The 22,943-nt window shown below is 55.7% G+C and carries 25 protein-coding genes; 12 read left to right on the top strand and 13 right to left on the bottom strand.

What is annotated here, in order from left to right:
• Positions 1–60: 60 nt before the first annotated feature.
• Positions 61–552, bottom strand: a complete 492-nt coding sequence (locus WCK51_10015) for a hypothetical protein (GenBank protein MEI7577219.1) — start codon at positions 550–552, stop codon at positions 61–63.
• Positions 553–672: 120 nt separating this feature from the next.
• On the opposite strand from WCK51_10015, the gene WCK51_10010 reads away from it, so the two are divergent.
• Both WCK51_10010 and WCK51_10005 read left to right on the top strand, forming a co-directional pair.
• The gene (locus WCK51_10010; GenBank protein ID MEI7577218.1) at positions 673–1,101 is read left to right on the top strand and encodes a hypothetical protein; all 429 of its coding nucleotides are present in this window, start codon (positions 673–675) and stop codon (positions 1,099–1,101) included.
• Positions 1,102–1,183: 82 nt separating this feature from the next.
• Positions 1,184–1,783, top strand: coding sequence for a hypothetical protein (locus tag WCK51_10005; protein ID MEI7577217.1), 600 nt, complete (start codon positions 1,184–1,186; stop codon positions 1,781–1,783).
• 67 nt (positions 1,784–1,850) lie between these two features.
• Here the strand turns inward: WCK51_10005 and nuoI are convergent, their stop codons facing one another.
• Together nuoI and WCK51_09995 are read right to left on the bottom strand one after the other, a co-directional pair.
• Positions 1,851–2,312, bottom strand: a complete 462-nt coding sequence (gene nuoI / locus WCK51_10000; protein ID MEI7577216.1) for an NADH-quinone oxidoreductase subunit NuoI — start codon at positions 2,310–2,312, stop codon at positions 1,851–1,853.
• Positions 2,312–2,851, bottom strand: coding sequence for an NADH-quinone oxidoreductase subunit B family protein (locus tag WCK51_09995; protein ID MEI7577215.1), 540 nt, complete (start codon positions 2,849–2,851; stop codon positions 2,312–2,314). The genes nuoI and WCK51_09995 overlap by 1 nt, the downstream gene beginning before the upstream one ends.
• A gap of 111 nt (positions 2,852–2,962) precedes the next feature.
• Here WCK51_09995 and WCK51_09990 point away from each other — a divergent pair, with 111 nt between their 5' ends.
• From WCK51_09990 to WCK51_09980, 3 genes are read left to right on the top strand one after another with little or no spacing between them, the layout of a single operon-like run.
• Positions 2,963–3,292 carry a nucleotidyltransferase domain-containing protein gene (locus tag WCK51_09990; GenBank protein MEI7577214.1) on the top strand — a complete coding sequence of 110 codons (330 nt, stop codon included), beginning with the start codon at positions 2,963–2,965 and terminating at the stop codon, positions 3,290–3,292.
• Positions 3,276–3,680, top strand: coding sequence for an HI0074 family nucleotidyltransferase substrate-binding subunit (locus tag WCK51_09985; protein ID MEI7577213.1), 405 nt, complete (start codon positions 3,276–3,278; stop codon positions 3,678–3,680). The genes WCK51_09990 and WCK51_09985 overlap by 17 nt, the downstream gene beginning before the upstream one ends.
• On the top strand, positions 3,667–4,125 hold the full coding sequence (locus tag WCK51_09980) for a hypothetical protein (protein MEI7577212.1): 459 nt from the start codon (positions 3,667–3,669) through the stop codon (positions 4,123–4,125). The genes WCK51_09985 and WCK51_09980 overlap by 14 nt, the downstream gene beginning before the upstream one ends.
• 3 nt (positions 4,126–4,128) lie before the next feature.
• Here the strand turns inward: WCK51_09980 and WCK51_09975 are convergent, their stop codons facing one another.
• Both WCK51_09975 and WCK51_09970 read right to left on the bottom strand, forming a co-directional pair.
• Positions 4,129–4,866, bottom strand: coding sequence for a DUF6544 family protein (locus tag WCK51_09975; protein MEI7577211.1), 738 nt, complete (start codon positions 4,864–4,866; stop codon positions 4,129–4,131).
• Positions 4,867–4,957: 91 nt separating this feature from the next.
• Positions 4,958–5,614 carry a PEP-CTERM sorting domain-containing protein gene (locus WCK51_09970; protein ID MEI7577210.1) on the bottom strand — a complete coding sequence of 219 codons (657 nt, stop codon included), beginning with the start codon at positions 5,612–5,614 and terminating at the stop codon, positions 4,958–4,960.
• Positions 5,615–5,918: 304 nt separating this feature from the next.
• Here WCK51_09970 and WCK51_09965 point away from each other — a divergent pair, with 304 nt between their 5' ends.
• Positions 5,919–6,956 carry a zinc-dependent alcohol dehydrogenase family protein gene (locus WCK51_09965; GenBank protein MEI7577209.1) on the top strand — a complete coding sequence of 346 codons (1,038 nt, stop codon included), beginning with the start codon at positions 5,919–5,921 and terminating at the stop codon, positions 6,954–6,956.
• Positions 6,957–6,960: 4 nt separating this feature from the next.
• Here the strand turns inward: WCK51_09965 and WCK51_09960 are convergent, their stop codons facing one another.
• From WCK51_09960 to fsa, 3 genes are all read right to left on the bottom strand, one after another.
• Positions 6,961–7,887: a hypothetical protein gene (locus WCK51_09960; GenBank protein MEI7577208.1), complete on the bottom strand. Its 927-nt coding sequence runs from the start codon at positions 7,885–7,887 to the stop codon at positions 6,961–6,963.
• Positions 7,888–8,027: 140 nt separating this feature from the next.
• Positions 8,028–8,306, bottom strand: coding sequence for a hypothetical protein (locus tag WCK51_09955; GenBank protein ID MEI7577207.1), 279 nt, complete (start codon positions 8,304–8,306; stop codon positions 8,028–8,030).
• A 160-nt stretch (positions 8,307–8,466) separates the two neighbouring features.
• Entirely contained in the window at positions 8,467–9,123 is a 657-nt protein-coding gene (fsa, locus tag WCK51_09950) for a fructose-6-phosphate aldolase (GenBank protein MEI7577206.1), read from the bottom strand.
• 48 nt (positions 9,124–9,171) lie between these two features.
• On the opposite strand from fsa, the gene WCK51_09945 reads away from it, so the two are divergent.
• The 5 genes from WCK51_09945 to WCK51_09925 all read left to right on the top strand — a co-directional run bounded on the left by WCK51_09945 (position 9,172) and on the right by WCK51_09925 (position 15,500).
• Positions 9,172–11,076 (top strand): glutamate mutase L, encoded by a 1,905-nt coding sequence (locus tag WCK51_09945; GenBank protein ID MEI7577205.1) that lies wholly within the window; start codon positions 9,172–9,174, stop codon positions 11,074–11,076.
• Between the two features lie 123 nt (positions 11,077–11,199).
• Positions 11,200–12,465, top strand: coding sequence for a terminase family protein (locus WCK51_09940; GenBank protein MEI7577204.1), 1,266 nt, complete (start codon positions 11,200–11,202; stop codon positions 12,463–12,465).
• 64 nt (positions 12,466–12,529) lie between these two features.
• Positions 12,530–13,582 (top strand): DUF935 family protein, encoded by a 1,053-nt coding sequence (locus WCK51_09935; GenBank protein ID MEI7577203.1) that lies wholly within the window; start codon positions 12,530–12,532, stop codon positions 13,580–13,582.
• A gap of 92 nt (positions 13,583–13,674) precedes the next feature.
• Positions 13,675–14,514: an acetyl-CoA carboxylase, carboxyltransferase subunit beta gene (gene accD, locus WCK51_09930; protein ID MEI7577202.1), complete on the top strand. Its 840-nt coding sequence runs from the start codon at positions 13,675–13,677 to the stop codon at positions 14,512–14,514.
• Positions 14,514–15,500: an acetyl-CoA carboxylase carboxyltransferase subunit alpha gene (locus WCK51_09925; GenBank protein ID MEI7577201.1), complete on the top strand. Its 987-nt coding sequence runs from the start codon at positions 14,514–14,516 to the stop codon at positions 15,498–15,500. Before accD ends, WCK51_09925 begins: the two co-directional genes overlap by 1 nt.
• Before the next feature lie 70 nt (positions 15,501–15,570).
• On the opposite strand, the gene mscL is transcribed toward WCK51_09925, so the two are convergent.
• The 5 genes from mscL to WCK51_09900 form a co-directional block, all read right to left on the bottom strand.
• The gene (gene mscL, locus WCK51_09920) at positions 15,571–15,987 is read right to left on the bottom strand and encodes a large conductance mechanosensitive channel protein MscL (GenBank protein MEI7577200.1); all 417 of its coding nucleotides are present in this window, start codon (positions 15,985–15,987) and stop codon (positions 15,571–15,573) included.
• Positions 15,988–16,053: 66 nt separating this feature from the next.
• Complete coding sequence (locus WCK51_09915; GenBank protein MEI7577199.1) at positions 16,054–17,598, bottom strand: carboxyl transferase domain-containing protein; 1,545 nt, start codon at positions 17,596–17,598, stop codon at positions 16,054–16,056.
• 83 nt (positions 17,599–17,681) lie between these two features.
• Positions 17,682–18,164: a hypothetical protein gene (locus WCK51_09910; protein MEI7577198.1), complete on the bottom strand. Its 483-nt coding sequence runs from the start codon at positions 18,162–18,164 to the stop codon at positions 17,682–17,684.
• Positions 18,165–18,248: 84 nt separating this feature from the next.
• Positions 18,249–19,610: an apolipoprotein N-acyltransferase gene (gene lnt / locus WCK51_09905; protein MEI7577197.1), complete on the bottom strand. Its 1,362-nt coding sequence runs from the start codon at positions 19,608–19,610 to the stop codon at positions 18,249–18,251.
• A 7-nt stretch (positions 19,611–19,617) separates the two neighbouring features.
• A complete protein-coding gene (locus tag WCK51_09900; protein ID MEI7577196.1) occupies positions 19,618–20,520 on the bottom strand; it encodes an RluA family pseudouridine synthase in 903 nt (300 codons plus the stop codon).
• A 64-nt stretch (positions 20,521–20,584) separates the two neighbouring features.
• Here WCK51_09900 and WCK51_09895 point away from each other — a divergent pair, with 64 nt between their 5' ends.
• Positions 20,585–22,864: a hypothetical protein gene (locus WCK51_09895; protein ID MEI7577195.1), complete on the top strand. Its 2,280-nt coding sequence runs from the start codon at positions 20,585–20,587 to the stop codon at positions 22,862–22,864.
• Positions 22,865–22,943 lie beyond the last annotated feature (79 nt).

Raw genomic sequence — 22,943 nt, 5'->3', positions numbered from 1 at the left:
ATGGATGGTCGCTTGAAAGTGTCACCGAGACTTACCAAGCCTATGCCATCAACTACCTGCCTACTTGGTCGGCGTTGCCTTGTTCTCAAACACCGAGCTACCGATGTACCAGGAGTAGATTTTTTGCTCGGGAGTCCCCGGATTCGTGATGACGGCTTGGAGGGTTCCGTCACCTTTCTCGAACTTGATCTCGTAGGTCACACGGTGGCTGGACCCACCGGTTCCGGTCTTCATGTAGAACCCCTTCACGTCCCCGATAGAGACGAACTTGCCGAGCTTCTCGCGGATTGCGTCGAGGGCGATTTGGTTCTGCTTTTGCTTGATCTCGCTTCCGACAGGCGCAAAAAACCTCTGCGAATCTTTGAAGACATAACCATCATCGCTGAGTGCACGGAACGCGGTTTCGATGAACTTGCCATCTTCTTTCGCGGCTGCCGTGCCCGATCGATAGCCGAAGAGGGCTAAGAGCCCGCCACCTACACAACAAAAGGCGAGGCAGGAGAAGATTACAATGAGAATCGTACGATTCGCGGAGTTACTGCCGGGCGTCATCGAGCCCTTTGAGGTTACCTTCGAGTCCACAAGGCTGCCTCAGGTTCATAGTTTTTAGCGAAGGTTCGGCTTTAAGGTTAGCTGTTTACTCACAAGCTGGCTACTGTACAATTGAGTCGAATGGTCTTTCGGCCTGAGCAGGGATATGAGCGCGGAGCGGGTTGGTCGTTCGTCGTAGTCGGGGTGCTTGTCTTGGCGATTTCCATCGGGGCTGGGTTGGAAAGACAGTTTCTGGTCTGTATCGGCGGAATGGGTATGGCAGCGGCCTGCTTTGCGATTGCTTGGTATGCCCTCGCTAAGCTTGAATACTGGAACGAGATGGAGTTTGCGGAGGGTCGGCTCTTGCTCCGCAGGAACGGGATCGAGAAGGTCGTCTCGCTGAGCGACATTGATGGTCTTGGGGACTCGCCTGACGGTGAAGGGGGAAAAACTCTATTCCTGAGTTACGGTAACGGCAGACGGATTGGGTTCGAGGCTTGCCATGAAGGGCGGGTGTTCTTGAGTCTGATCGCCAAGGCTCAAGGGATCGCGATTGATCGGGTGAAGTGATGGCTATGTACCAACTTGGGCTAGAACAGGGCCGTTATTTGCTAACCATTATGCTCTTCAATGCTATGCTGGGTCAGTAAACATGTTCGCCGCCGCCTTCATCGGTCACTGTATGGTTGATCATTCTTCGCCAAAATCGTCGTTGCTTGATCTTCAGGCAGAGCAGACTCTGAGCACTGCCTTGGTTACCGAGCTCATTTATCAAAGCAGGACAGTTCTGGATGAGAGCTTAGACAAAACGCCTTCTAGAGGAAGCGGAGTTGTTTGGCAGATAAGGCTCAATAAACTACAGTCCACGCGATTCGATAGCATTTACTCCGTTCTGAAATCACACAAGAAACCCAGTTTTAATGATGTTGTGCGGGCCTACTGTGCAAAAGGGAATCCACAAATATCTCAGATACAGACCGATGTCTTATCGTACATTGCGCTGGAATTATACTATTCCTTCGTTATTGCGGATACTCGCAAATCGAGCAGCGCTAGCCTTGTCTTCCAGAACCTGTGGTTCTACGCGCATGGAACTCATGAGCAGGCTTCACCTTGGACCTACAAAGGTGAGACCAAGCGAACCTGGAACTCAATCAAATCCTATGTTGTTCAGAATCCGTCGTTTCTGATTACCATCAGTGACTTCCTGATACCGTCGACTCGGGACTGCTGTCAGTACTATGCAAAGTAAGCTGACGTCTATTCTCCGTCGGCTACGCCCAGTAACGGCGAGAGAGAAAGCACAACTACTCCCTTACTTAGATGAGCTTTGAACGCTCGGAGAGAGCTGGCTCTAGCAGCATTTCCTTCGTGAAGATGAAATCTTCGCGATCATAGTTCGCCAACTCAAAATCCTTCCGCAATACAATCGCCCCCGTTGGGCAGGCGTCTTGGCAGTAGCCGCAGAATATGCAGCGGAGCATGTTGATTTCGTAGCGGACGGCGTGGCGCTCGCCAGGGGAGAGGCGGTTTTCTTCGGTGTTCTCGCCAGCATCAACGTAGATGCAGCGAGCGGGGCAGGCTCCGGCGCAGAGGGAGCAGCCAATACACTTTTCGAGGCCGTCGTCGTGGCGAGTGAGAACGTGTCGCCAGCGGGTTCTTGGGAACTGCTCGCGCTTGTCTTCGGGGTACATGACCGTTGGGCGGCTGTGTCCGAGTCGCTTGGAGGTGATGCCGAGTCCGGCGATCATGGGTTTGACGATTTTGTCGAGGATGGCCATTACGCAGTCACCTTGTCTTCGATTTCTTGGATGTCTCTTGAGTTGACTTCGATGAGCCTTAGGTCGGACATTGTGGTGGCTCGACCGCGTTTGATTTTTTCTTGAAGCTTCATGATTCCGTAGATCAAGGCATCGGGCGATGGCGGACAACCGGGTACGTAGACATCGACGGGGACGATTTGGTCAGCGCCTTGGACGATGGCGTAGTTGTTATAGACTCCGCCTGAAGAAGCGCACGCGCCCATGCTGATGACCCACTTGGGCTCAGGCATTTGGTCGTAGATTTGGCGAAGGACAGGAGCCATTTTCTTGCTGACCCTTCCGGCGATAATCATGACGTCACCTTGTCTCGGCGTCGCTCGAAATGCTTCGGAGCCGAAGCGGGCGATGTCGAACTTGGGTCCGGCGGCGCCCATCATTTCGATTGCGCAGCAGGCGAGGCCAAAGGTGACCGGCCAAAGCGAGTGCGCCCTTGCCTGGGAAATGAGCGATTCGAGCGAGGTGACCACCACGCTCCCCGCACGCTGAGCGTCTCCGATGACCGGAGTTGAGCTGTCGTGGAGGACTACTGATTCAACGCGCTTTGGCATGAGCTAATTAGATTCTACCGAAGCTGAATCAGGTTCGTCGCCATGTTGTATCATTTCACTGTGTCTGGTGCCGGATATGGGTTGACGGAGGAAGAAAAAGCCGAGCTTTGGCGGCTGATTTCGTCGACGATTTCGACAGAAGGTCGTGAGTTTTTTGTGTTCGGGAGTCGGGCTCAGAACCATGCCGCTCGGTTTTCCGACGTAGATCTCGGTGTCGACGGGAGATCGCTCTCGTCATTGGAGAGGACGAACTTGGAAGAAGCATTTGAACAATCCAATTTTCCTTATATCGTTGATCTAGTGGAGGTTGAAGATATGGGAGATCGATTTCGCGAGATTGCACTACGGACACGTTTCTTCCTGGGAGAAGTGAATGAGCAAGTCGCGTGATGTGTTGTCCTCCTTGGAGCGGGCAATGCTCAAGTTTGAAGAGTCGAGTCATTTTCCTGATGACGAGGTACACCTTGACTCCCAGATTCAGCGATTTGAGTTCACGTTTGAACTCTGCGGCAAGTTGATGCGGGCAATGCTGGCCGATGGTGGAAATCCGACATTCGGAGTGAATCTCACGTTTAGAACTGCTGCCGCGGCGGGCTATATCGACAATCCACGCGAATGGATCGACTATGCTGATACTCGTAACAAGGCTTCTCATGTTTACGACGAGGAGATGGCCCGAGCAGTTCTAGCCGTCGCGCTTGGACCGTTTATTGCCGACGCGAGAAAATTTCTGACGTTTGCTCAAACCTATCTGGCGAAAAACAATGACCAGGATTGACCTCTTCAAAGATCTCTCGATCATCGTTGCCGGAGTCATTGCATTCATCACCTTATGGCAAGGACTTTTTCAGTACGCGCGGCAGAACCATGCGGCTCGGGCGAACCAGTTTATTCAGATGCGGCGTCGGTTCCTCGAAGACGCGATTTTCCGGCGGCTGTTGACGATGATTTTTGAAGGCGACCCTTCGATCGCGACCGAGCCGATCCAGGATCGGCGGAACTTTATTGCCTTCTTCGAGGAGGTTGCTTTGCTGGTGAATTCTGGCCTAATCAAGCCGGATGTGGCGCACTACATGTTCGGGTTCTATGCTATCCAGATCGATGATAACGAACCCGTCTGGGAAGGCTTGAATAAAGGTGGAGAGTTCTGGCGAGTCTTCCGAGACTTCGTCGCGGAGATGCGGAAGATCCCGGCTCCCGATGGGAAGCCGGTTCGGATTTAGTGGTCACTTGAACTCACCGGACGTGATTTCCGCGCGAAAAAATTCGCCTTCGTCGAAGTGGCTTGTTCCGTACTGCCAACCGGCGCAAATTTTCGTCGGGATGGTGTAGCCGCCGTAGGTGACCTCTTCGGATAGTTCGGCGCCGAACGGAGTGTTTTGGAACTCGTTTCCGTCGGGGTTTCCCCAGCGGTTGAGCGATGCGGATTTGAGGGTACCGGACTTTTCGATTTCGAGGGTGAGGTCGGTTTCGATGCCGGCGATTTCTCGACGGAGGGAAACGGACGTCTCAGAGAGTTCCTTCCAAAGAATTTTGGGATCGAGCTGGGCAGAGGGGAGCAGTGTGTATTCGGTCGCCATTCGTCCGGCGGTGGAGCGGGTGATGTCGGGGCCGTGGGCGGTCATTACGGGGATCAGACCAAGCACTTTCCACTTCATTTCGCCTTCGCCGTCGATGAGGCGATCGTAACCGGAGATTCCAGCCATTCCTCGAATCACGTGGGCTCGCCAGACGAAGCCATGATTGTTGCGAACGACTTGGGTCGCTTCGAAGGGGAGCCATTGGTTGTTTAGCTTGATCTCGCCTTTCATTTCGAGGCGAACGGCGCTGGCGATGGGGGTTCCGGCGGCGATGGCTCGAGTGATGTAGTTTCGGGCGGCAATGGGCAAGTTCTCCGTCATGAACGGGTCGAAGACCTGGGGCGTTGGCGATTCGATGTTCCAGAGGTTTTCGAGGACGTTCACATCCTATTGATACTCCTCGCCTTGCGAATGGGCGAGGAGTTTTTTGGCTGACGTGTTTCGGTGTCGACAGATTTGCGGACATCCGGGTTAGCTATTTTCGCCGGCGACGAGCGAGAACGGCGAGGCCGATTGTGATGGCCCCAATGCTTGCGGGTTCGGGGACGGGGGTGAGCGAGACGTCGTCGATGCCGGGGTAGGAGCCGCCACCCGCGGTGGTGGGTGAGAAAACGACTGTGTCGAAGTTTGCGGTATTCGATGGGGCGACGAAGGTCGAGCTATAGAAGCGCCAACCTTGGGCTACGGAGACGGTGTCGCCGAGGTTGGTGAGAACCACGAAACTGGAGTCGGACGAGTTGAGGAGGCTGATTTGGTAGCCGCCAGGGTTATCGAGGTCTCCTCGGACGGCTTGATGGAGCCAGCCGGAGAGGGTGTAGGTTTGGTTGCCGGTAAGCGGAGCGGCGAGGGTTTGGCCGAAGGCCTCGGGTCCGGCGGACCAGCCGGCGACCCAGGCATTACCGCTGTGGGCAGTGATCCCGGTGAAGTTTCCGAAGGCGGTGGGGGCAAGGCCGTAAGAGCCGTCGTTGGTGTAGGTGTCTGGTGATGACGAAATTGTGATCCAATCGTTTGGCAAGTAGCCCTGGCCTTGGCTGTTGTCGGGCACGGCTTCGAATCCGGGGTTGAGGAGGAGGTTCTGGCCATAGCCGAGAGTTGCAAGCCCAAGCAATCCTAGAAACAATGCAGGTTTCATAGTTGGCATTGTATCAGTGATCTGTTTTGGTGGCAAGTGGGGTTTAACGGAAGCTTAATCTGGTTGCGTGTGGCTTGGGTTGGACAGTTGGGTTTGGTGAATTGGGAGTTTCGATCCCCGGATCTAGTTGGCGGTGCATTTTGACATGGATGCGATATCTGAGGTTAGTTTTGATTGACAGGGGTTTTGGGGACTGAATTATTGCGACTGTGAATATGGCGTTCCCGAGCCGCAGACTTAAGGAGTTATGAAGCAAATGGAACGAGAATCATCCGTCCGAAACGAACTGGCCAGCACGGGGCTGATGAAAGCGCTGGTGTACCTTGCGCCGGGACAGATGAAACTTGAGAATCGGCCACGGGCGAGGGTCATGGAGCCTAGTGATGCGGTGGTGAAGATGGTGAAGACGACCATTTGCGGAACGGACTTGCACATCATGAAGGGCGATATTCCGTCCTGTGCTCCGGGGCGGATTTTGGGACATGAGGGGGTTGGGATTGTTGAGTCAATTGGCTCGGGCGTTTCGCAGTTTAAGGTCGGCGACCACGTTTTGATCTCCTGCATTACGTCGTGCGGGAAGTGTGATTTCTGTCGTCGGCAGATGTATTCGCACTGTACGACGGGCGGGTGGATTTTGGGGAATACGATTGACGGGACTCAGGCGGAGTTTGTGCGGATTCCTTATGCTGACAATAGCCTTTACCATGCTCCGGTCGGGGTTGATGAGGAGGCACTGGTCATGTTGAGTGACATTATTCCGACCGGGTTTGAGAAGGGGGTTTTGAACGGGAAGGTGAAGCCGGGCGGGACGGTTGCAATTATTGGCGCGGGGCCGATTGGGCTGGGAGTTGTTCTGACGGCGCAGTTCTTTTCGCCGGCGAAGATTATTGTGATTGACATGGATGACAATCGGCTTGCGGCGGCGACTCGGCTGGGGGCAACGGATGTGATTAATAATCGCGACGGGCAGGCGGTGGCGAAGGTGATGGCTTTGACCAATGGACTGGGAGTTGATACGGCGATTGAGGCGGTTGGGATGGCGGCTTCGTTTGAGACTTGTCAGGCGGTGATTGGCGTTGGTGGAGTGATTGCCAATATTGGCGTTCACGGCGAGAAGGTTGATCTTGAGCTGAATCGGCTTTGGGATCGGAATATCTCGATCACCACGGGCCTGGTTGATACTGAGAGCACTCGGATGCTGCTCGCGATTGTTAAGAGTGGGAAGATTGATCCTTCTCTTCTGATCACCCACCACTTTAAGTTGGCGGATATTGTTTCGGCTTACGAGACCTTTGGGCAGGCGTCGAAGACTCATGCTTTGAAGGTGATTATCGAGGCTTGAGGGGCTAGTTAGCAATACAATTGGACATAGCGGCGAAGTTGGGATGATCCGTACCGGGATCGCCGAGTTCTAGACGTTTGAAAACGTTGTCTTTGAGCCAGTAGGCGTCGACTCCGACTTTTCCTACTTGGTCGAGGAACATCTGGTTGGCGGCTTCGCAGAGTTTGGTTAGTTGCTTTACGGAGTCTCGATCGGTTAGGGGTTGTATGAGCAGTGACTGGCGGCTAGGGATGAAGACGAGATAGCCACAGCGAGGTTCTTCGGTGACTGCTCTTTTCAGATCAAGTGCAATGCTGGCAAAGTAGATGTTCTCGTCGCTGACGAGGAAGGCGGGACGTCCGTTTGAGAGGTCGATTTTCTCGAAGGTTCCGTTGCGGTCGACGTCGGCGAATGTCTGGTCGAGGGCGAGTTGATGGACTTCTTCAATTGGGACGTTCCAACTCTCGAATTTGTCTTTTGATAGAGTCACTGCGGAGTGTTCGAGATCGAACATTGGGCAGGCCTTGAGAGTTTCGCAAAGCTGAATTCCGGGGAAGGTGTAGAGGGGGTCTTCAGGGTTGCTGGGTTCGGTGTAGAAGATTCTGACGCGGAGGTACTTCTTGACTTCCTCGTAAGTGCCGTTTTCGATCCGCTCTTGTTCGATCCCCATGTCTAGGAATTTTCCGAAGTGGTCATTGATAAAGCGCTGGACATCTTCTGATTTCATTCCGGGGATGATTCGAATGAGGTTGTGGAGGCCGAGTTGCTGGTCCGCCAGGGGGCCGGATTTGGGGCTTGCGAAGCCTTCGGCTTCGTTGACTTCTACTTCCGTTCCGTGGTCTTTGAAGTAGGTTCGGACGGCGTCGAGGAGGTTGTCGAAGTCTTGCTGCTTTACGCCTTGGGCCCAGTACGGGAGGTTAGGCTTTCTGCCGAAGAGGGAGCGGAGGCTCATGGGGTGGATTTTACTGGAGCGCGGACGCCCTCGTCCGCAGAAGCTCTGGATTAGCCGAAGGTTAGGGGTTCTTCGAGGGCTCTTTCGGAGTGGTGCCTCGGGGACTTAACCGGACGTGGGCCTCCGGGTTCCAGGGGCAGCTACTTTCCTTTCCCTGCGGCCCAGAATCTGACTGTGATCCGGTCTTGGACAAGGTCACCGCCAACTCCGATGACTTTGCGTATCTCCTGTACGAGCAGGGTCAACAATCGATCATGGTGAGATTGTTCGTCGAGCGTAGCTGAGTCTCGAGTTACATGTCTAAAGGAATACAAGGCGCTCATCACACCATTCGAAACATACAAAGGAGCAAGATTGGAAGCCTCGGCAAATCGGTTTGCTCCATCAACTGCCCGATTACCATCAACGCAGTCAGACATCACTCTTATCAACTCGCGATAAAAAGCAAGCTTCTCATCCCGAGCGACTTTCGTATCTTCTCTCTTCTTCTGTGAGGTAATGCACGACCGCAACCGACGTAGTTGCTGCGATCACACCAGTTAGAACCGACGCATCCAAAGTGGGCATGGCAAGATAGGACTAGAAAATGCTGAGGCCGGCTTTGTTCCAGTCAGCTAGGAAGCGGTCGAGGCCGGAGTCGGTCATGGGGTGTTTGAACATCATTTCTAGCGTCTTGAGCGGCATGGTGGCGACGTGGGCGCCGGCTCGGATTGACTCTAGGACGTGGAGCGGGTGTCGGACGGAGGCGACGAGGACTTCGCTGTCGAAGCCGTAGGTGTTGACCATTTCGACGGTGTCGCGGACGGCGTCCATTCCGTCGGCTCCGTTATCGTCGACTCGGCCGACGAAGTTGGAGATGTAGGTTGCGCCGGCTTTGGCGGCCATGAGGGCCTGGCTGACGGAGAAGACGAGGGTGACGTTGGTGCGGATTCCTTTGTCGGTGAGGGTGGAGACGAGCTTGACGCCGTTCTCGATGAGGGGGACCTTGACGACGATTTGGGGGGACCAGCTGCTGATTTCCAGGGCTTCTTTGAGCATGGTGTCGTAGTCGGTGGCGACGACTTCGGCGGAGATTGCGCCTTCGGGCATCAGTTCGCAGATCTTGAGGACGACTTCTTTGAAGGGTTTTCCGGTTTTGGCGATGAGGGTTGGGTTGGTGGTGACTCCGTCGATCACGCCCCATTCAGCCGCCTTTTTTACTTCGTCCAAATCACCGGTATCAACAAAGAGCTTCATCGCTTTGCAGTTTACCGTTTGAACGGTACATACTAAGCGTTACCTATCATGTCCAAAGATATCCGGCGCATCGTTGCAACCGACTGTGGATCGACTACTACCAAGGCGATTCTGATTGAACGGAATGACAAGGGCGAGTATCGCCTTGTTGCTCGGGGTGAGGCTCCGACGACGGTTGAGCGGCCGTTTGAGGACGTTACGATTGGGGTTTTGAACGCGCTGACCGAGCTTGAGGAGATTACTGAGCAGACGGTTCCTTCTGGCTATGAAGCTGGTCGTCGGACGCTTTTGAAGGACGGGACGGTTCATCGGCTTTCTAAGGATGATGTGGCTACGGGGACTTCGAGCGGGCCTTTGGATGGGTCGGACTATTACGTTTCGACTTCTTCGGCGGGCGGCGGATTGCAGATGATGGTCGCGGGCGTTGTTAAGGCGATGAGCGCGGAGTCGGCGGAGCGCGCGGCGCTGGGCGCGGGGGCGATTTTGATGGACACCTTGGCGGTTGATGATGGCCGAAAGGACTTCCAGAAGGTTGAGCGGCTTCGGCAGTTGCGGCCGGACATTATTCTGATGTCGGGCGGAACGGACGGCGGGAACGTTGATCGGTTGGTCGAGATGGCGGAGGTCATTCGCCGGGCGGATCCGAAGCCGCGGTTTGGAGATATGCAGCTGCCGGTTATTTTTGCCGGGAACGTGCAGGCTCGGGAGAAGGTTGCGGGCGTTTTGGGCGACGGGATTGCGACGAAGATCGTTGACAATTTGCGTCCGGCTTTGGATGCGGAGAACCTGGGTCCGGCGCGAGAAGAGATTCACGAGATGTTTTTGGAGCACGTTATGCAGCAGGCTCCGGGGTATTCGAAGTTGCTGGATTGGGCTTCGTTTGAGGTCATGGCGACTCCGAACGCGGTTGGTAAGTTGCTGAACGAATATGCGCGGCAGGAGGGGATTAACGTTCTGGGCGTGGATATTGGCGGAGCGACTACCGACGTTTTCTCGGTGTTTGAGGCAACTCCGGGTGGGGAGCGGATCTATAACCGAACGGTTTCGGCGAACCTGGGGATGTCGTACTCGATTTGTAACGTTTTGAAGGAAGCGGGGGTTGAGAACATTGCTCGCTGGCTGCCGTTCGAGATCGACCCGGCTGAGGTTCGGAACCGGTTGCGGAATAAGATGATTCGTCCGACGACGATTCCGCAGACTTATGAGGATTTGTTGATTGAGCACGCGGTTTCGCGCGAGGCTTTGCGGTTGGCGTTTGAGCACCACAAGTCGCTGGCGCGGAACCTGACGGGGTCGTCGCAGCAGCGCGATGTTGGACAGATTTTTGACCAGGAGTCGTCGGGTTCGACTCTGGTTAACATGATGAAGCTGGATATGGTGATTGGTTCGGGTGGGGTGCTTTCGCACGCGCCGAACCGGGCTCAGGCGGCGCTGATGATGATGGACTCCTACCAGCCTGAGGGCATTACGATGCTGACGGTTGACTCGATCTTCATGATGCCGCACCTTGGGGTGCTTTCTGAGCACTTGTATGATGCGGCGAAAGAGGTCTTTGAGCGAGATTGTATCGTTCGGGTTGGGACCTGTGTTGCTCCTACTGGAGTTGGCAAGCCGGGCGAGCACTGCGTTCGGGTGCACGGATCGGGCATTGACGAGTCGGTTCCTTTTGGGGAGATTAAGGTTGTTCCGTTCTTGGATTCGATGGGTGATTCGATTACGGTGGAGCCGGGGCGGAACTTTGATGTTGGTGCCGGAAAGGGCAAGCCGGTGACGGTGACGAAGTTTGACAAGGCTCGGGGTTCTCGAAATCAGACGACTAACCTGATTGAGGGGACGGTGGGGCTGATCATCGATGCTCGGGGCCGGCCTTATAATGTTGAGCTCGGGACTCCGGGGCGGATCGAGGCTCTGCGGTCGTTCTTGACGGCGTTTGGGTTGCCTCTGCCGAAGTAACCGGTTCTTGCGCCTCGCCGAGATCCTGCGAGCAGCCATTGATTCTTGTCACATCGAAGCATTCTCTGACAAGAATCAAGATTCAAGGTTGACAAACCACCTAGATTGTTGCCTAGTAGGTGAATGCAAAGTTTTCTTCAGTGGCTCGCCCCCGTATGGCGGCCGCATCCTGGGCAGGAGAGGTTTTTGCTGGCTCGGGCCAGCACAAAGGTGCTTGCTTGTGGTCGGCGGTGGGGCAAGACGGATGCGTGTGCCGTACAAGTCATTGCTGGGCTTCATAGCGATGAGCCGAAGCGGACGCTTCTGGTTGCGCCCACTCTAGAGCAAGCCAGCTTTCTGTTCCGGCGCCTTCGACGGCTGATCGAGCAACTTGTGAACAAGGGGATTTGGGAGCTTCGCTTTCGGTCGGTTCCCACGTTTCGGGAGAAGAAGATGGACCTAATCATGGGTGATCACTCGGTGGTTGCCCGTTCGGCTCATTCCGGGAACAATCTGCGAGGCGATGAGGCGACGGACATCATCATTGATGAAGCCGCGTTTGTAAAAGGCGAAATCGTTCACGAAATCCTGACTCCAATGATGGCGACCTCGGAAGGAACCCTCACGATGATCAGCACGCCGAATGGGCAGGATCACTTCTATGAAGCGTTCCAGGAGGGCTTAGCGAACACCGACGAGTTCTGGTCGCTTCAGGCACCAAGCAGCGATAATCCCAAAGTTCGGCGGGAGTTTTTGGAGCAACAGAGGAGCCGTCTGAGCGCCAGTGCATACGCTACTGAGTACGAGGCTCAGTTTGTGCAACGCGAAGGCCTCGTCTTCGATCGCAAAGCGGTAGAGGCGTGCACGGTTGCCGAAACGGAGATTGACATTCCGGGTCCTACGATCATCGCCGTCGACTGGGCGCACTACCGAGACCATTCCGCATTGGTGGTGATCAAGGGATTCCGGGCGAAGGCAAGCGTGCTCGAGATTGATCGAAGGCAGGGCACCGAGTGGCAGGATCAGATTGCTTGGGTCAAAGGCGTTCTTGAACGTCATCCCAACGCCCGGCTGATTTGTGACACCACCGGCGGTGGGGATAGCATTACGGCCTGGCTCCGAAAGGAGCTACCTAGCGTTTCGATCCGGTCGTTTGTCTTCACCGCGGAGTCGAAGCCCGCCTTGATTGACGGCCTGGTGAGTGCCTTCGAGCAGCGCGCGCTCCAGATTCCTCCGCACGAGGACCTGAAGAAGGAACTCGAAAACGTCCACGCAACTCGGACGGGCAGTGGCCACACCCGCTTGGCGGCTAAGAGCGGTCACGACGACCTCGTAATGGCTCTGGCGATGGCCGTGAGAGACCTTCCACATGCTCACCGAATGATCTTGACGACGAATCCAAGAAATTAGCTCTCTTGAGCCTTCTGCGCAATTGCGGAGGGCTGAATGCTGACGCCTGCCCGCTCCAAACAACATGAAACTCTTCAACAAGAAACCAAAACCTTCAACATCAACTCAAACCCCAACGATCCCTGCGTGGCAGCTTCAGGCAGCCTATGGAGGATTCCCGAACCCTAACCGGCCCGAGCTCCTTGCCGAAATGGCGAAGGATTCCATGATCCAGACTTCTCTAACAATCAAAACTCTCGGAGTGCTCGCCTCCGGGTGGAAAGTCGTGGGTGAAAGCGATCAGTCGGACTTTGTTCGAGAAGCGTTCAGCCGGATGCAGGGCTCGGTTCATACTGTGCTGCAGAACGCCATGGATGCCTTCGTCCACGGCTGGAGCATTCAGGAACTCGTGTACGGCGCAGACGGAGGGAAGTGGTGGATCCAAAGCGTCCGACCGAAAGACTCCCGGTACTTCACCATTGAAGTTGATGAGTATGAAACTACAAAGAGCCTGAAGCTGAACCTGCCCGGGGAACCCGAGCAGAGCTTTTCACCCGACCGATTCGTAATCTATCGCCACCGTCCCGGCTATGGTAAGCCCTACGGGCAAAGTGACCTCGAAGCGGCAATGCCCCATTTCCGAGAGAAGAAGCGGCTGATGGAGGCATGGAGGGTGCATTTGGAAAAATTCGCCTCTCCGACCCTGCTGGCCAAATTTGGAAAGGGAGCCACCAGCGAGGACCAGGCGGCAATGCTCCGCTCGCTAGAGGCTCTTGCGAAGAACTCTGCGATAGTCTTTCCCGAGGAGTTCGAGGTGCGTGCCTTGGGTGACCGGGATGGCGCGAGCCAAGGGTTTATGGATGCGATCGAGTTTCACAATCGTGAGATCACCCGCGCGATCCTTGGTCAGACGCTAACCACCAGCGAGGGCACCCGAGTCGGCTCATTAGCAATGGGCCGGGTTCACCTGCAAGTGCTTCTGTTGCAGCTCGAAGCGATTCGCCGAGACCTTGCCGATACCGTGATGAACGAGCAGATCATTAAGCCGCTCGTCATGTTGAACTTTGGCCGAGTTGAGATGCCGAGATTTGAGTTCGAGCAGACGCCGCTGTCGGTATTTGTGACGGGTCAAGTGTAAGCTAACACCGCCTTCCAGGAGGTCTCCGCAAACCGCCTGGAAGGTGCACTTACTGCAACCAAAACCCCGGAAACGGGGTACGATAAACCACCTTGAGTGCCAAATCACTGAAACAAGGCGATGCCTTCTTACAATGCCAAGGCTGTAAGAAAATCCTCTTTCGAGTGGATTTTGAGCAGAACCTGCACGTCTGCGGATACTGCAACCATCATCACCGAATTCCCGCTCTAACCAGGATGCGTTGGACTTTTGATGAAGACTCTTTTGAAGAGCTGGACACTGACCTGCGCTCGCTCGACACCCTGAAGTTCCCCGAGTACGCCGAGAAGTTGGTCGCCGCCGAGGAGAAGACTCGGATGCACGATTCTATTGTGTCGGGTCGGGCAAAGCTGGATGACATGCCTGTCTCAGTTGCGGTCGCCGACTTCTCGTTCATGGGAGGCTCAATGGGCTCGGTTGCGGGCGAAAAAATCACCCGAACGCTGGAGCGTGCCGCCCAGCAACGAATTCCGGCGATCATCTTTTGCGCTTCGGGCGGAGCCAGAATGCAGGAAGGAATTTTGAGCCTGATGCAGATGGCAAAGACATCGGCGGCGGTGCAGCAGTGCCGAGAGGTTGGGGTTCCTTACATCTGTGTGTTTACCGACCCAACGATGGCGGGCGTCTTAGCTTCTTACGCTTCGATTGCGGATGTGATCGTTGCCGAGCCGAAGTCGCTCGTGGGCTTCGCCGGAGCTCGGGTTGCGAAGCAGGCCGGAGTAGGCAAGGTGCCCGACGATTTTCAGACCGCCGAGTTTGTGTTCAAACACGGCATGATCGACGCCATTGTGCCTCGAAAGGAGATGCGAGCCACGCTGACGTCTTTAGTAAAGACGCTCGGCGGCCACTTGTTTCTCTCCCTCGGAAGCGTCGTGAAGGAGAAAATGGCCTAATGCCTTCGAACTTTAATGAATTCGAGAAAGAGCTTCGTGAGATTGACGAGTTCATCGAGAAGATGAAGCTTGAAGCTCGGAAAGAGACGAATCCGACCGCCCTCGAAACCGGGCAAGCCAAGATCATTGATCTTGAGAAGACTCGGGATCGGTACTTGGAAATGATGTACGACCCCGAAAACCTCGGTCCCTGGGAGAAAACTCTCATTGCTCGCGCACCAAAGCGACCGTACACATTGGACTATGTAACTGCACTTTGCCAGGACTTTACGGAGTTGCAAGGTGACCGCAACGGCTTTGCGGATAACGCGATTATTGGGGGTCCCGCGACATTTGAAGGCACCCCGGTCATGATCATCGGTCACCAGAAGGGACGGGACATCCAGAGTCGGCAGTTCCGAAACTTCGGAATGGCGAAGCCAGAGGGCTACCGAAAGGCGATACGGCTGTTCGAGATGGCGGAGCGGTTTAAGATGCCGGTGATTTCGTTCGTGGACACCCCGGCGGCAGACCCGGGAGTTGAGAGTGAATCACGAGGGATCAGTGAAGCGATTGCGGCTTCGATTATGAAGATGTTTGCCCTGACGGTTCCGACGGTTGCCGTCGTCATCGGCGAAGGCGGATCAGGTGGTGCAATTGGAATTGCAGCCTCGTCACGGGTCTTGATGTTGGAGCACTCGGTTTACTCCGTCATTCCCCCCGAGGGGTGTGCTGCGATACTTTGGCGCAAGCCAGAGATGGGCAAGCAAGCCGCCGAGGCTCTCAAGATTTCGTCGAGGAGTGCTCTCGAGTACGGGATTATCGATGAGATTCTGCCGGAACCAGTTGGCGGGGCGCACCGAAAGCCGATTGAGGTGTACGCAACGGTCAAAGAAGGGATTGGTCGGCACCTCGACGAGCTCCAGAAAATGACTCCAGAGCAGGTGAAAGCTGAGCGATTCAGCAAGTTCCGCGCGATGGGGATTTTCGAGGAAGTTCCGGCTTAAGCCAGGTTCCAACAAGAGAAACCGCCCTCGAGATACCCCGGGGGCGATTTTGTTTCTCTTTGATGATTTTCTAGTTCTTTGCGAGAAGGTCGCGAATCTCGGTCAGTAGAGCGACGTCGGCGGGTGGGGCGAGAACCGCTTCGGCCTCACCTTTCTTGAACTTGTTGTAGGCCTTGATGACCATGAACATCACAAAGGCGACAATCAAAAAGTTGATAAATGCGCTGATGAAAGCACCGTATCCGAGTGCTGATGCTCCAGCATCCGTAGCGGCCTTGAGCGAGTTGTATGGGCCAGGAGTCTTACCTTCTTTCAACACCACGAAGAGATTGCTGAAGTCGGTCCCACCGATGAGTCCCACAAGAGGGTTGATGATGAAATTCATGAAGCCCTCCGTTACCTTTCCGAACGCAGCGCCGATGACGACACCGATTGCGAGGTCAAGCATATTGCCCCTCGATACAAAATCCCTAAATTCTTTGAGCATGAGTCTCCCGCTGTCATGTAAAGACAGCTCACTGCCAAAGACGCCCGAAATACGGTAAACGATTCTTTACATTCTGAACAGCGAGAATCCTGCGGGTTCCTCTGGAGAATAAAGCGCTGCTTCAAGTCCGAGCCCCAAAACTCGGCGGGTATCGACCGGGTCGATAATGCCGTCATCCCATAGACGTGCCGTGGAATAGTAGCAGGAGCCTTCCTCGTTGTACTTCGTCAGAATCGGATCTTTCTCGGCTTGTTGGTCTTCAGGAGACATCGTTTTGCCTTCCCGCTCAAGCTGGTCGAGCTTAATTGTTAGCAAAACGTTGGCCGCCTGCTCGCCGCCCATGACGCTAATCTTTGCGTTGGGCCACATCCAGAGTTGGCGAGGGCCGTAGGCTCGTCCGCACATCCCATAGTTACCGGCTCCATAGCTCCCGCCGACGATGACAGTGAACTTCGGCACGTTGGCTGTGCTGACGGCGGTGACGAGCTTTGCCCCGTTCCGTGCGATTCCCTCGTTCTCATACTTTCGCCCGACCATGAAGCCGGTGATGTTCTGAACAAACACCAGCGGAATCCCGCGCTGGCAACAAAGCTCGATAAAGTGGGCACCTTTCAGTGCACTTTCAGAAAAGAGAATGCCGTCGTTGGCGATGATTCCGACTTTGTGACCGTGGATTCGGGCGAAGCCGCAGATGAGCGTGGAGCCGTAACGGGCCTTAAATTCGTGCATCTTGCTACCGTCGAGAATGCGGGCAAGGACGGCGCGCATGTCCATCGGCGTCTTGCTGTCGTTCGGCACCAGAGAGTAAAGTTCGGTTGGATCGAACAGTGGATCTTGCGGTTCGTCTTGGTCTCGGTTTGCTTTGCGCGGGGTTCCAAGGTTTTCGACGACGTTTCGGATCAGTTCGAGGGCGTGCTGGTCGTCTTCGGCAAGGTGGTCAGCGACTCCAGAAACCCGAGTATGGACGTCTCCGCCGCCGAGGTCTTCGTCCGTAACAACCTCTCCTGTCGCGGCTTTGACCAGGGGAGGACCGCCCAGAAAAATTGTGCCTTGATTCTTGACGATGATGCTTTCATCGCTCATTGCAGGCACGTAAGCGCCGCCGGCAGTACAGGAGCCAAGGACAGCCGCGATCTGCGGAATCCCCTTCGCGCTCATCTGGGCTTGGTTGTAGAAGATTCGTCCGAAGTGGTCGCGATCGGGGAAGACATCGGCTTGATAGGGAAGGTTAGCTCCGCCTGAGTCGACGAGATAGATGCATGGTAGGTGGTTCTCGAGCGCGACTTCTTGGGCGCGCAGGTGCTTCTTTACGGTGAGAGGGAAGTAGCTGCCGCCTTTGACGGTGGCATCGTTGGCGACAAACATACATTCGCGGCCATGAACCCGACCAATCCCAGTCACGACTCCCGCGGAGGGTGCGCCATCGCCGTACATCCCGTTGGCGGCAAGTGTGCTGAATTCAAGGAATGGCGAGCCGGGGTCTAGGCAGCCATCGATTCTCTCGCGAGCGAGTAGCTTGCCTCGCGATTTGTGCCGGTCAACTGCTTTCTGACCGCCGCCCTCCATGGCTTTAGCCATGCGAGTACGGTAGTCAGCCATGATCGCGTCCATCGCGGCGCGGTTCTGCTGGTGTTCGTCGTCGTTGAGGTCTACCTGCGAGAGAATCGGTTCCAAGATGGAATTATGGTACCGGGTTAGGCAGGGTAGCCGGGTGCGGTTTTGATGATGTGAACCTGACCCTGGTGGTAACCGGGATGAAACGCGAAGCGGGCAAGCGCGCCCTGGCCCGTGATGATTGGACCGAGAACTGACTGGATTTCGGTCGTCAAGAACTCTTCGGACGGGTTTTCAACATGGGGCTGGACGATCTTTGCAACGTATTCTAAGGCTTCTTTAACGCTTGCATCGTTCACTTCTTCAGATGAATAAGGGAAAGGGAGATCGTTGACGACGCTGTCGGTGGCGGCTTTAATGAGCTTGGCTTCGTAAGCGTCATTCTCGCGCTTGGTGAGCTGACTCACGAACCAAAGCTCGGTTCCGGCGATGTGGAGGGCCATTTCACCAATGGTCAGAGTTTCGGAGTGGAGGCGGTAGTTGAGTTGCTCGTTTGTGAGTCCAGAGACGGAGTCAGCGAAGCGTCCGCGGCAGAGATTCCAGGAGATGGCGAAGTCAGTCATTTCGCATGGAGTTTATCTGAAAGGTATCCCCGGCGTCTCGCCGGGATCTGGAACCCGGCGAGACGCCGGGGGTACCTTTGGAACTCACAAATCGTAGACCAACAACTTCCGTTCACCCGTCGCGAGCTCGGCACGAATGCGTCCCTTCGGGTCAATCACCATCGTCTTGCCAAGAGAGCCAACTCGGAAGATCCACTTGCCAGTTTCGACAGCGCGCCAGCGGGCGGCGATTTCTAGGCGGGGGATCGCGCTGGTGCCCATATACCAGTCGTCGAGGGAGATGATCGAGAGGACGTCGGGTTCGAGGTTTTTGAGATTGCGAGCGGCGCCGGGGAAGAGGGATTCGAAGCAGATCATGGTGCCGATCTTGAGGCCGTTCGGGAGGGTGAGGAGCTTGGCTTCGCCTTCGGCGAGGTCTCCGGCAGGGAGCTGGAAGCCGGCGGGGTAGGGGATGATTCCGCGCAGAGGAACATACTCGCCGAAGACGACGAGGCGAGTTTTGTCGGTGAATTGGAAGCCCTTTGTGTCCCAGAGGTAGGCGGATTGGTAGCGGGGCGAGGTTCCGCGCTGGGCTCCGAAGAGGACGGGCAAGTCAGGGGGGAGGTCGAAGGCGGTGTTGGGGAAGGTTGAGAACGCGGCAACAGCTTCGGGGAGGATGAGGACGTCGGCTTTCTGAGCGCGCGCTTGGCGGATGAGGTCGTTGGCAGCCTCGCGGATTTTGAAGGGCTTGAGACCGTCTTCCGTGTAGGCGAGGTCGAAGCCGAGCTGGCCAAGGGCGATTTTGGTTTGCGTCGGAATCTGCGACGCTTTTGCGTTCAGGGCCATGCAAAGTAGAAAAGGAAACCCAACCGTGATCGCAGGATGCAGTGGGTTCTTACGCACCCCTCCCAGTCCCCAAAAGGCATTAACACAAACGACAATAAAACTTGACGTATAGCAATGCGCCAGTGCTCCCGCGAGATACGGGTACGCCACCAATGGCTCACCTAGTGGCGTGAAGGGGTAGGCGAATTCTGGGATGTACGAGCGAAGTACGTCAGGAATCCAAAGAACGAACGGCACCGCGAGCCGTGCCCATCCATCAAGCGGAATGAGTCTCTTCGTCGTGCTGGCTGCTGCTCCGCCAAAAAGCCCCCAAACGGCCCCAACAATGAAAACCGCGAGCCCCCCAATAAATACGCTCTGCGTCCATTTGCCAATGAACTGACCAAGCCAGTAGTTGTTAAGGACGGCGTACCAGAGGCCGAATACCCAACCCGCTAGGAAAGGACGTCTTGAGTGGATGCGCAACCAGGCCAGGAAGGGGGCGTAACAGACGAGAGCGAGCCAGGCGGTCCATACGGAGCCGTACCAGAAGAGGTGGATGAAGGTTAGCCCGAAGCCCATCGAAAGCAAGCCCCAGCTGGAGCCGAGGCGCTTGAGGATGTCTTGAGGCTGACTCTTCACTGCCCGATTACCACTCTTCAACCCATCTTCGGGTTGCGTACTCCGCACCTAGGAAGTCATCTGGAGCAGCGCAGAAAGCAACTACTGGCTCCCCCGAAACGGGATGCACCAACGCCAGAAAAGCTGCATGAAGCTGCATCGGGCCCTCGCGAAACTCCTTCGGAGCGTAAAGATTGTCTCCCAAAACAGGATGCCCCATCGCTCGAAGATGAACTCGAATCTGGTGAGTGCGTCCGGTCTCCAACCGGCAAGCCACCAACGTCCCGTGGGCAAGGTTGGCAACGTTCTTCACATGCGTGACAGCGGGCTTGCCGTGCATGTCCACCGTCATCTGCTGGCGGTTCGCCTGGTTTCGAGCCATCGGAGCGTCAATCGTAAACTTCTCTCGATCAACATCCCCCGCCACGACGGCAAAGTAGCGACGCTCGGCGGATTTCTTCTCAATCTGAGCCGCGAGCGAAACGTGCGCCGCGTCGGTCTTTGCAACCACCATCAATCCCGTCGTCTCGCGGTCTAAACGGTGAACAATCCCCGGTCGAAATTCGCCCCCAATCTCCGAGAGCGGTCCGCCGCGCCCAAGCAGCGCATTGACCAAAGAAGGCTCCTTGAGAGAAGCCGCCGGGTGCGACGCAAGCCCGCGAGGCTTGTTCACGATCAGCATCACTTCGTCTTCATACAGGATCTCAAGAGGAATCGATGCGGGAGTCAAATCGTGCGGCGCGGCTTCCTCGGGCGCGTCAAGCTCAACCACGTCACCAGCTCGCAACTTGTGCGACGGTTTGGCCGCCTCGCCGTTCACCAGAACCGTGCCCTCGTCCGCCATCTTGGCGAGTTTCGAGCGAGAATGCTCGGGAAGGGCCGCGCTGAGGAACTTGTCCAAGCGTTCGGGGGTTTCGACTTGTAATCGCATTTTTGTTTCGGCTTTTAGTCCCAGGCTGTAGCCCAAGAACAGAAACCGCGTATAACAGTGTGAAATGTTTACTGCCGCGCTTGCTTGTGTTCTTGCCACTCAGACTCAAACCGTGACCCTTCGGGCGAATTTTCTTCCTGTAGAAACGGTGATCCAGCAGATTGCGGCACAAACCGGGCAGCCGATGCTGGCGACCGGTGAGCTGAAAAACTTTCCTCTGTACATCAATGTCAAGAACGTTCCCCTCAACGATTTGCTCACCCGTATCGGAAAGACGGTTGGTGGCGAGTGGTCGAAGCGAGACGGAAATCTGTATCTCAGCCTCGAATCTGACGTCAGAACTCGTCAGGATCGAGAAGGCGATCCGGAGATCGTAAAGGCCCTTGAAGCCACAATCAACACACCGATCAAACCGCCGATGACCGAAGACGACTTCAAGAAGGTCGAGAGGAGTGCTGAAAAGGATCAAAAAGTTGCGATGGAGATGGTCGGCAAGATCTTCGCTAACATGTACAACCCGGACGAGGCGAGCATGAAGCTGATTCAGGCAATCGGTGCGAAGGATCTTAGCACCATCATCGAAGGTCGCCGAGTAGTTTTGAGCAGCAATCCAAACCAGATGCAGGGGTTGCTCAACGCAAACTCGGTCAATCTGATCATGGCTGAGATGCGGAAACTCGCCGCCAAAGCTCCGAAGTCCGATACCAAAGCGGAGGATCCGATGGCGATGTTCGGTGCTATGTTTGGGGGCGGACTCAGCAAGCCAGAGCTTGTGAACAAGGTCAGCCTGATCCAGGCAGCTTTCCAGATTCAGAAGCGCAACACGCTTAACGTGACGATCAACGCCTACACGCCGGACGGCGCCGCCATCTACACCAAACAGGTGTCGCTTCCGATGGTTAATCCCGAAGCGAGCCGTCCGCTGGTGACGACCGGAACGCCGATCAGTCTTTCGGCCGCAACCCAAGAGTACGTCAAGGCTCTAGGAGAGAACAGCACGCTCGACCCCTTCACGAGCATGATCGTTAACTTCAATGGCAACATCAGCTCCGTGATGGGAATGGTGCTCGGCGGGGCCGAGGGAATGGGGCAGCCCGTAGCACCGATTACGAAACCGATTTCCCCCGGTCTACGCGCCAAGCTACTTGATCCGGTCACCAATGAGCCATTCGCGATGACACTCGGCGAAGTGCTGGATTCCCAGGCAGCGAAGGGACAAAACGTCATCGCGTCTCCGTCAGATGATATCCTTGGTTCTCTGGTCACTGCGATCAATGGCAAGAACCCGACGGTGGAAGGCGTTCTCGACGCCATAGACCGCGCCATCACCCAAGAAGTAGACACCGACGGGACCTGGACGATCATCCGCGCTTCGTCACCGTTGGAGCTGAGATCGGCGTTCTGCAACCGCACCGCTCTGAAGAATTTGATCACCGGTGCTGGGACTCGCGGCTATATCAACCTCGAAGACTGCCTGAAGTTTGCATCCCAACAGACGCTGGCCCGAGGCTCTGAAACTCTGGCGATCCCTTACACGCAAGCGTTGTTCCGCACTTCCGACATGGGAGCCGCGACAGCGTTGACCGGCCTCGGTTTCGATGCACTCAAGTTTTACGGAACGTTCGACCAAACCCAACGGGCCACCCTCGAAGCGGGCAAGCCAATCGCCCTCGCAAGCCTCTTCCCGGGTCAACGAGAAATTCTCGGCAGAATGGTCTACAACGGCATGGTTCCCCCCATGGGAGCGGATAACCCGCTCGCCGGAATGATGGAAGGAGCGTCCACCTCGACCACTTCGCCAGATGGCCAGGTCACGATCAAAACTGACTCAGTCGGTGGCGACGATGACGATTCGGGAATGGGTGCAATGGCGGGAATGGGAATGGCGATGGCGGCCCCAATGATGTCGATGTTCGGGATGGGCGGCGTCACCGTGATGAACGAGCGTACCAACCTCCTCCCCGTCGGGATTCCCTCGTTTGGAACCATGAAGCTCAAACGGTTCAACATGAAGAGCCTGATGGCGATGAACACCGACACCGGCGTGAATACCATTGGCGTTCCGGAGATGATGGCGATGTTTGAAGGCGACAATCCCCAGGCTCCGGTGTTCTCTGGCATGAAGCGTAGCTACAACATGTACAAGCTCGCCCAGCAGTCGACTCTCATGTTTACGTTTGACTTCGCGAAGAAAGCGTCCTACTTCACGTCGCTCTACGATGTGACGGTTGACAACTCTCGAACCTATCGCAAAGATGAGCTTCCGAAGAAGATGCAAGAGCGACTGGCTCCGCCGAACTTCGGGGCACCTGCATCACCTCCTCCCGTCCCGCCATTGCTTTAGGGCGGAATTGTTTGGAAAGCACCTCCTTTGGATAAGGGAGGTCGGTAAGCGCAGCGAACCGGGAGAGTCGAATGCCTTG

The organism is Armatimonadota bacterium (genome assembly GCA_037138755.1).
Lineage (GTDB): Bacteria > Armatimonadota > Fimbriimonadia > Fimbriimonadales > Fimbriimonadaceae > Fimbriimonas.
The sequence above is the reverse complement of the archived record's forward strand: the minus strand, read 5'-3'. Positions and strand labels throughout refer to the sequence as shown.

Bases quoted from the DNA above. Each gene is read 5' to 3' on its own strand.
- WCK51_10015 (MEI7577219.1), bottom strand. From the start codon at position 552: ATGACGCCCGGCAGTAACTCCGCGAATCGTACGATTCTCATTGTAATC.
- WCK51_10010 (MEI7577218.1), top strand. From the start codon at position 673: ATGGTCTTTCGGCCTGAGCAGGGATATGAGCGCGGAGCGGGTTGGTCG.
- WCK51_10005 (MEI7577217.1), top strand. From the start codon at position 1,184: ATGTTCGCCGCCGCCTTCATCGGTCACTGTATGGTTGATCATTCTTCG.
- nuoI (MEI7577216.1), bottom strand. From the start codon at position 2,312: ATGGCCATCCTCGACAAAATCGTCAAACCCATGATCGCCGGACTCGGC.
- WCK51_09985 (MEI7577213.1), top strand. From the start codon at position 3,276: ATGAGCAAGTCGCGTGATGTGTTGTCCTCCTTGGAGCGGGCAATGCTC.
- WCK51_09980 (MEI7577212.1), top strand. From the start codon at position 3,667: ATGACCAGGATTGACCTCTTCAAAGATCTCTCGATCATCGTTGCCGGA.
- WCK51_09970 (MEI7577210.1), bottom strand. From the start codon at position 5,614: ATGAAACCTGCATTGTTTCTAGGATTGCTTGGGCTTGCAACTCTCGGC.
- WCK51_09965 (MEI7577209.1), top strand. From the start codon at position 5,919: ATGAAAGCGCTGGTGTACCTTGCGCCGGGACAGATGAAACTTGAGAAT.
- WCK51_09960 (MEI7577208.1), bottom strand. From the start codon at position 7,887: ATGAGCCTCCGCTCCCTCTTCGGCAGAAAGCCTAACCTCCCGTACTGG.
- WCK51_09955 (MEI7577207.1), bottom strand. From the start codon at position 8,306: ATGTCTGACTGCGTTGATGGTAATCGGGCAGTTGATGGAGCAAACCGA.
- fsa (MEI7577206.1), bottom strand. From the start codon at position 9,123: ATGAAGCTCTTTGTTGATACCGGTGATTTGGACGAAGTAAAAAAGGCG.
- WCK51_09945 (MEI7577205.1), top strand. From the start codon at position 9,172: ATGTCCAAAGATATCCGGCGCATCGTTGCAACCGACTGTGGATCGACT.
- WCK51_09940 (MEI7577204.1), top strand. From the start codon at position 11,200: ATGCAAAGTTTTCTTCAGTGGCTCGCCCCCGTATGGCGGCCGCATCCT.
- WCK51_09935 (MEI7577203.1), top strand. From the start codon at position 12,530: ATGAAACTCTTCAACAAGAAACCAAAACCTTCAACATCAACTCAAACC.
- WCK51_09925 (MEI7577201.1), top strand. From the start codon at position 14,514: ATGCCTTCGAACTTTAATGAATTCGAGAAAGAGCTTCGTGAGATTGAC.
- mscL (MEI7577200.1), bottom strand. From the start codon at position 15,987: ATGCTCAAAGAATTTAGGGATTTTGTATCGAGGGGCAATATGCTTGAC.
- WCK51_09915 (MEI7577199.1), bottom strand. From the start codon at position 17,598: ATGGACGCGATCATGGCTGACTACCGTACTCGCATGGCTAAAGCCATG.
- WCK51_09910 (MEI7577198.1), bottom strand. From the start codon at position 18,164: ATGACTGACTTCGCCATCTCCTGGAATCTCTGCCGCGGACGCTTCGCT.
- WCK51_09900 (MEI7577196.1), bottom strand. From the start codon at position 20,520: ATGCGATTACAAGTCGAAACCCCCGAACGCTTGGACAAGTTCCTCAGC.
- WCK51_09895 (MEI7577195.1), top strand. From the start codon at position 20,585: ATGTTTACTGCCGCGCTTGCTTGTGTTCTTGCCACTCAGACTCAAACC.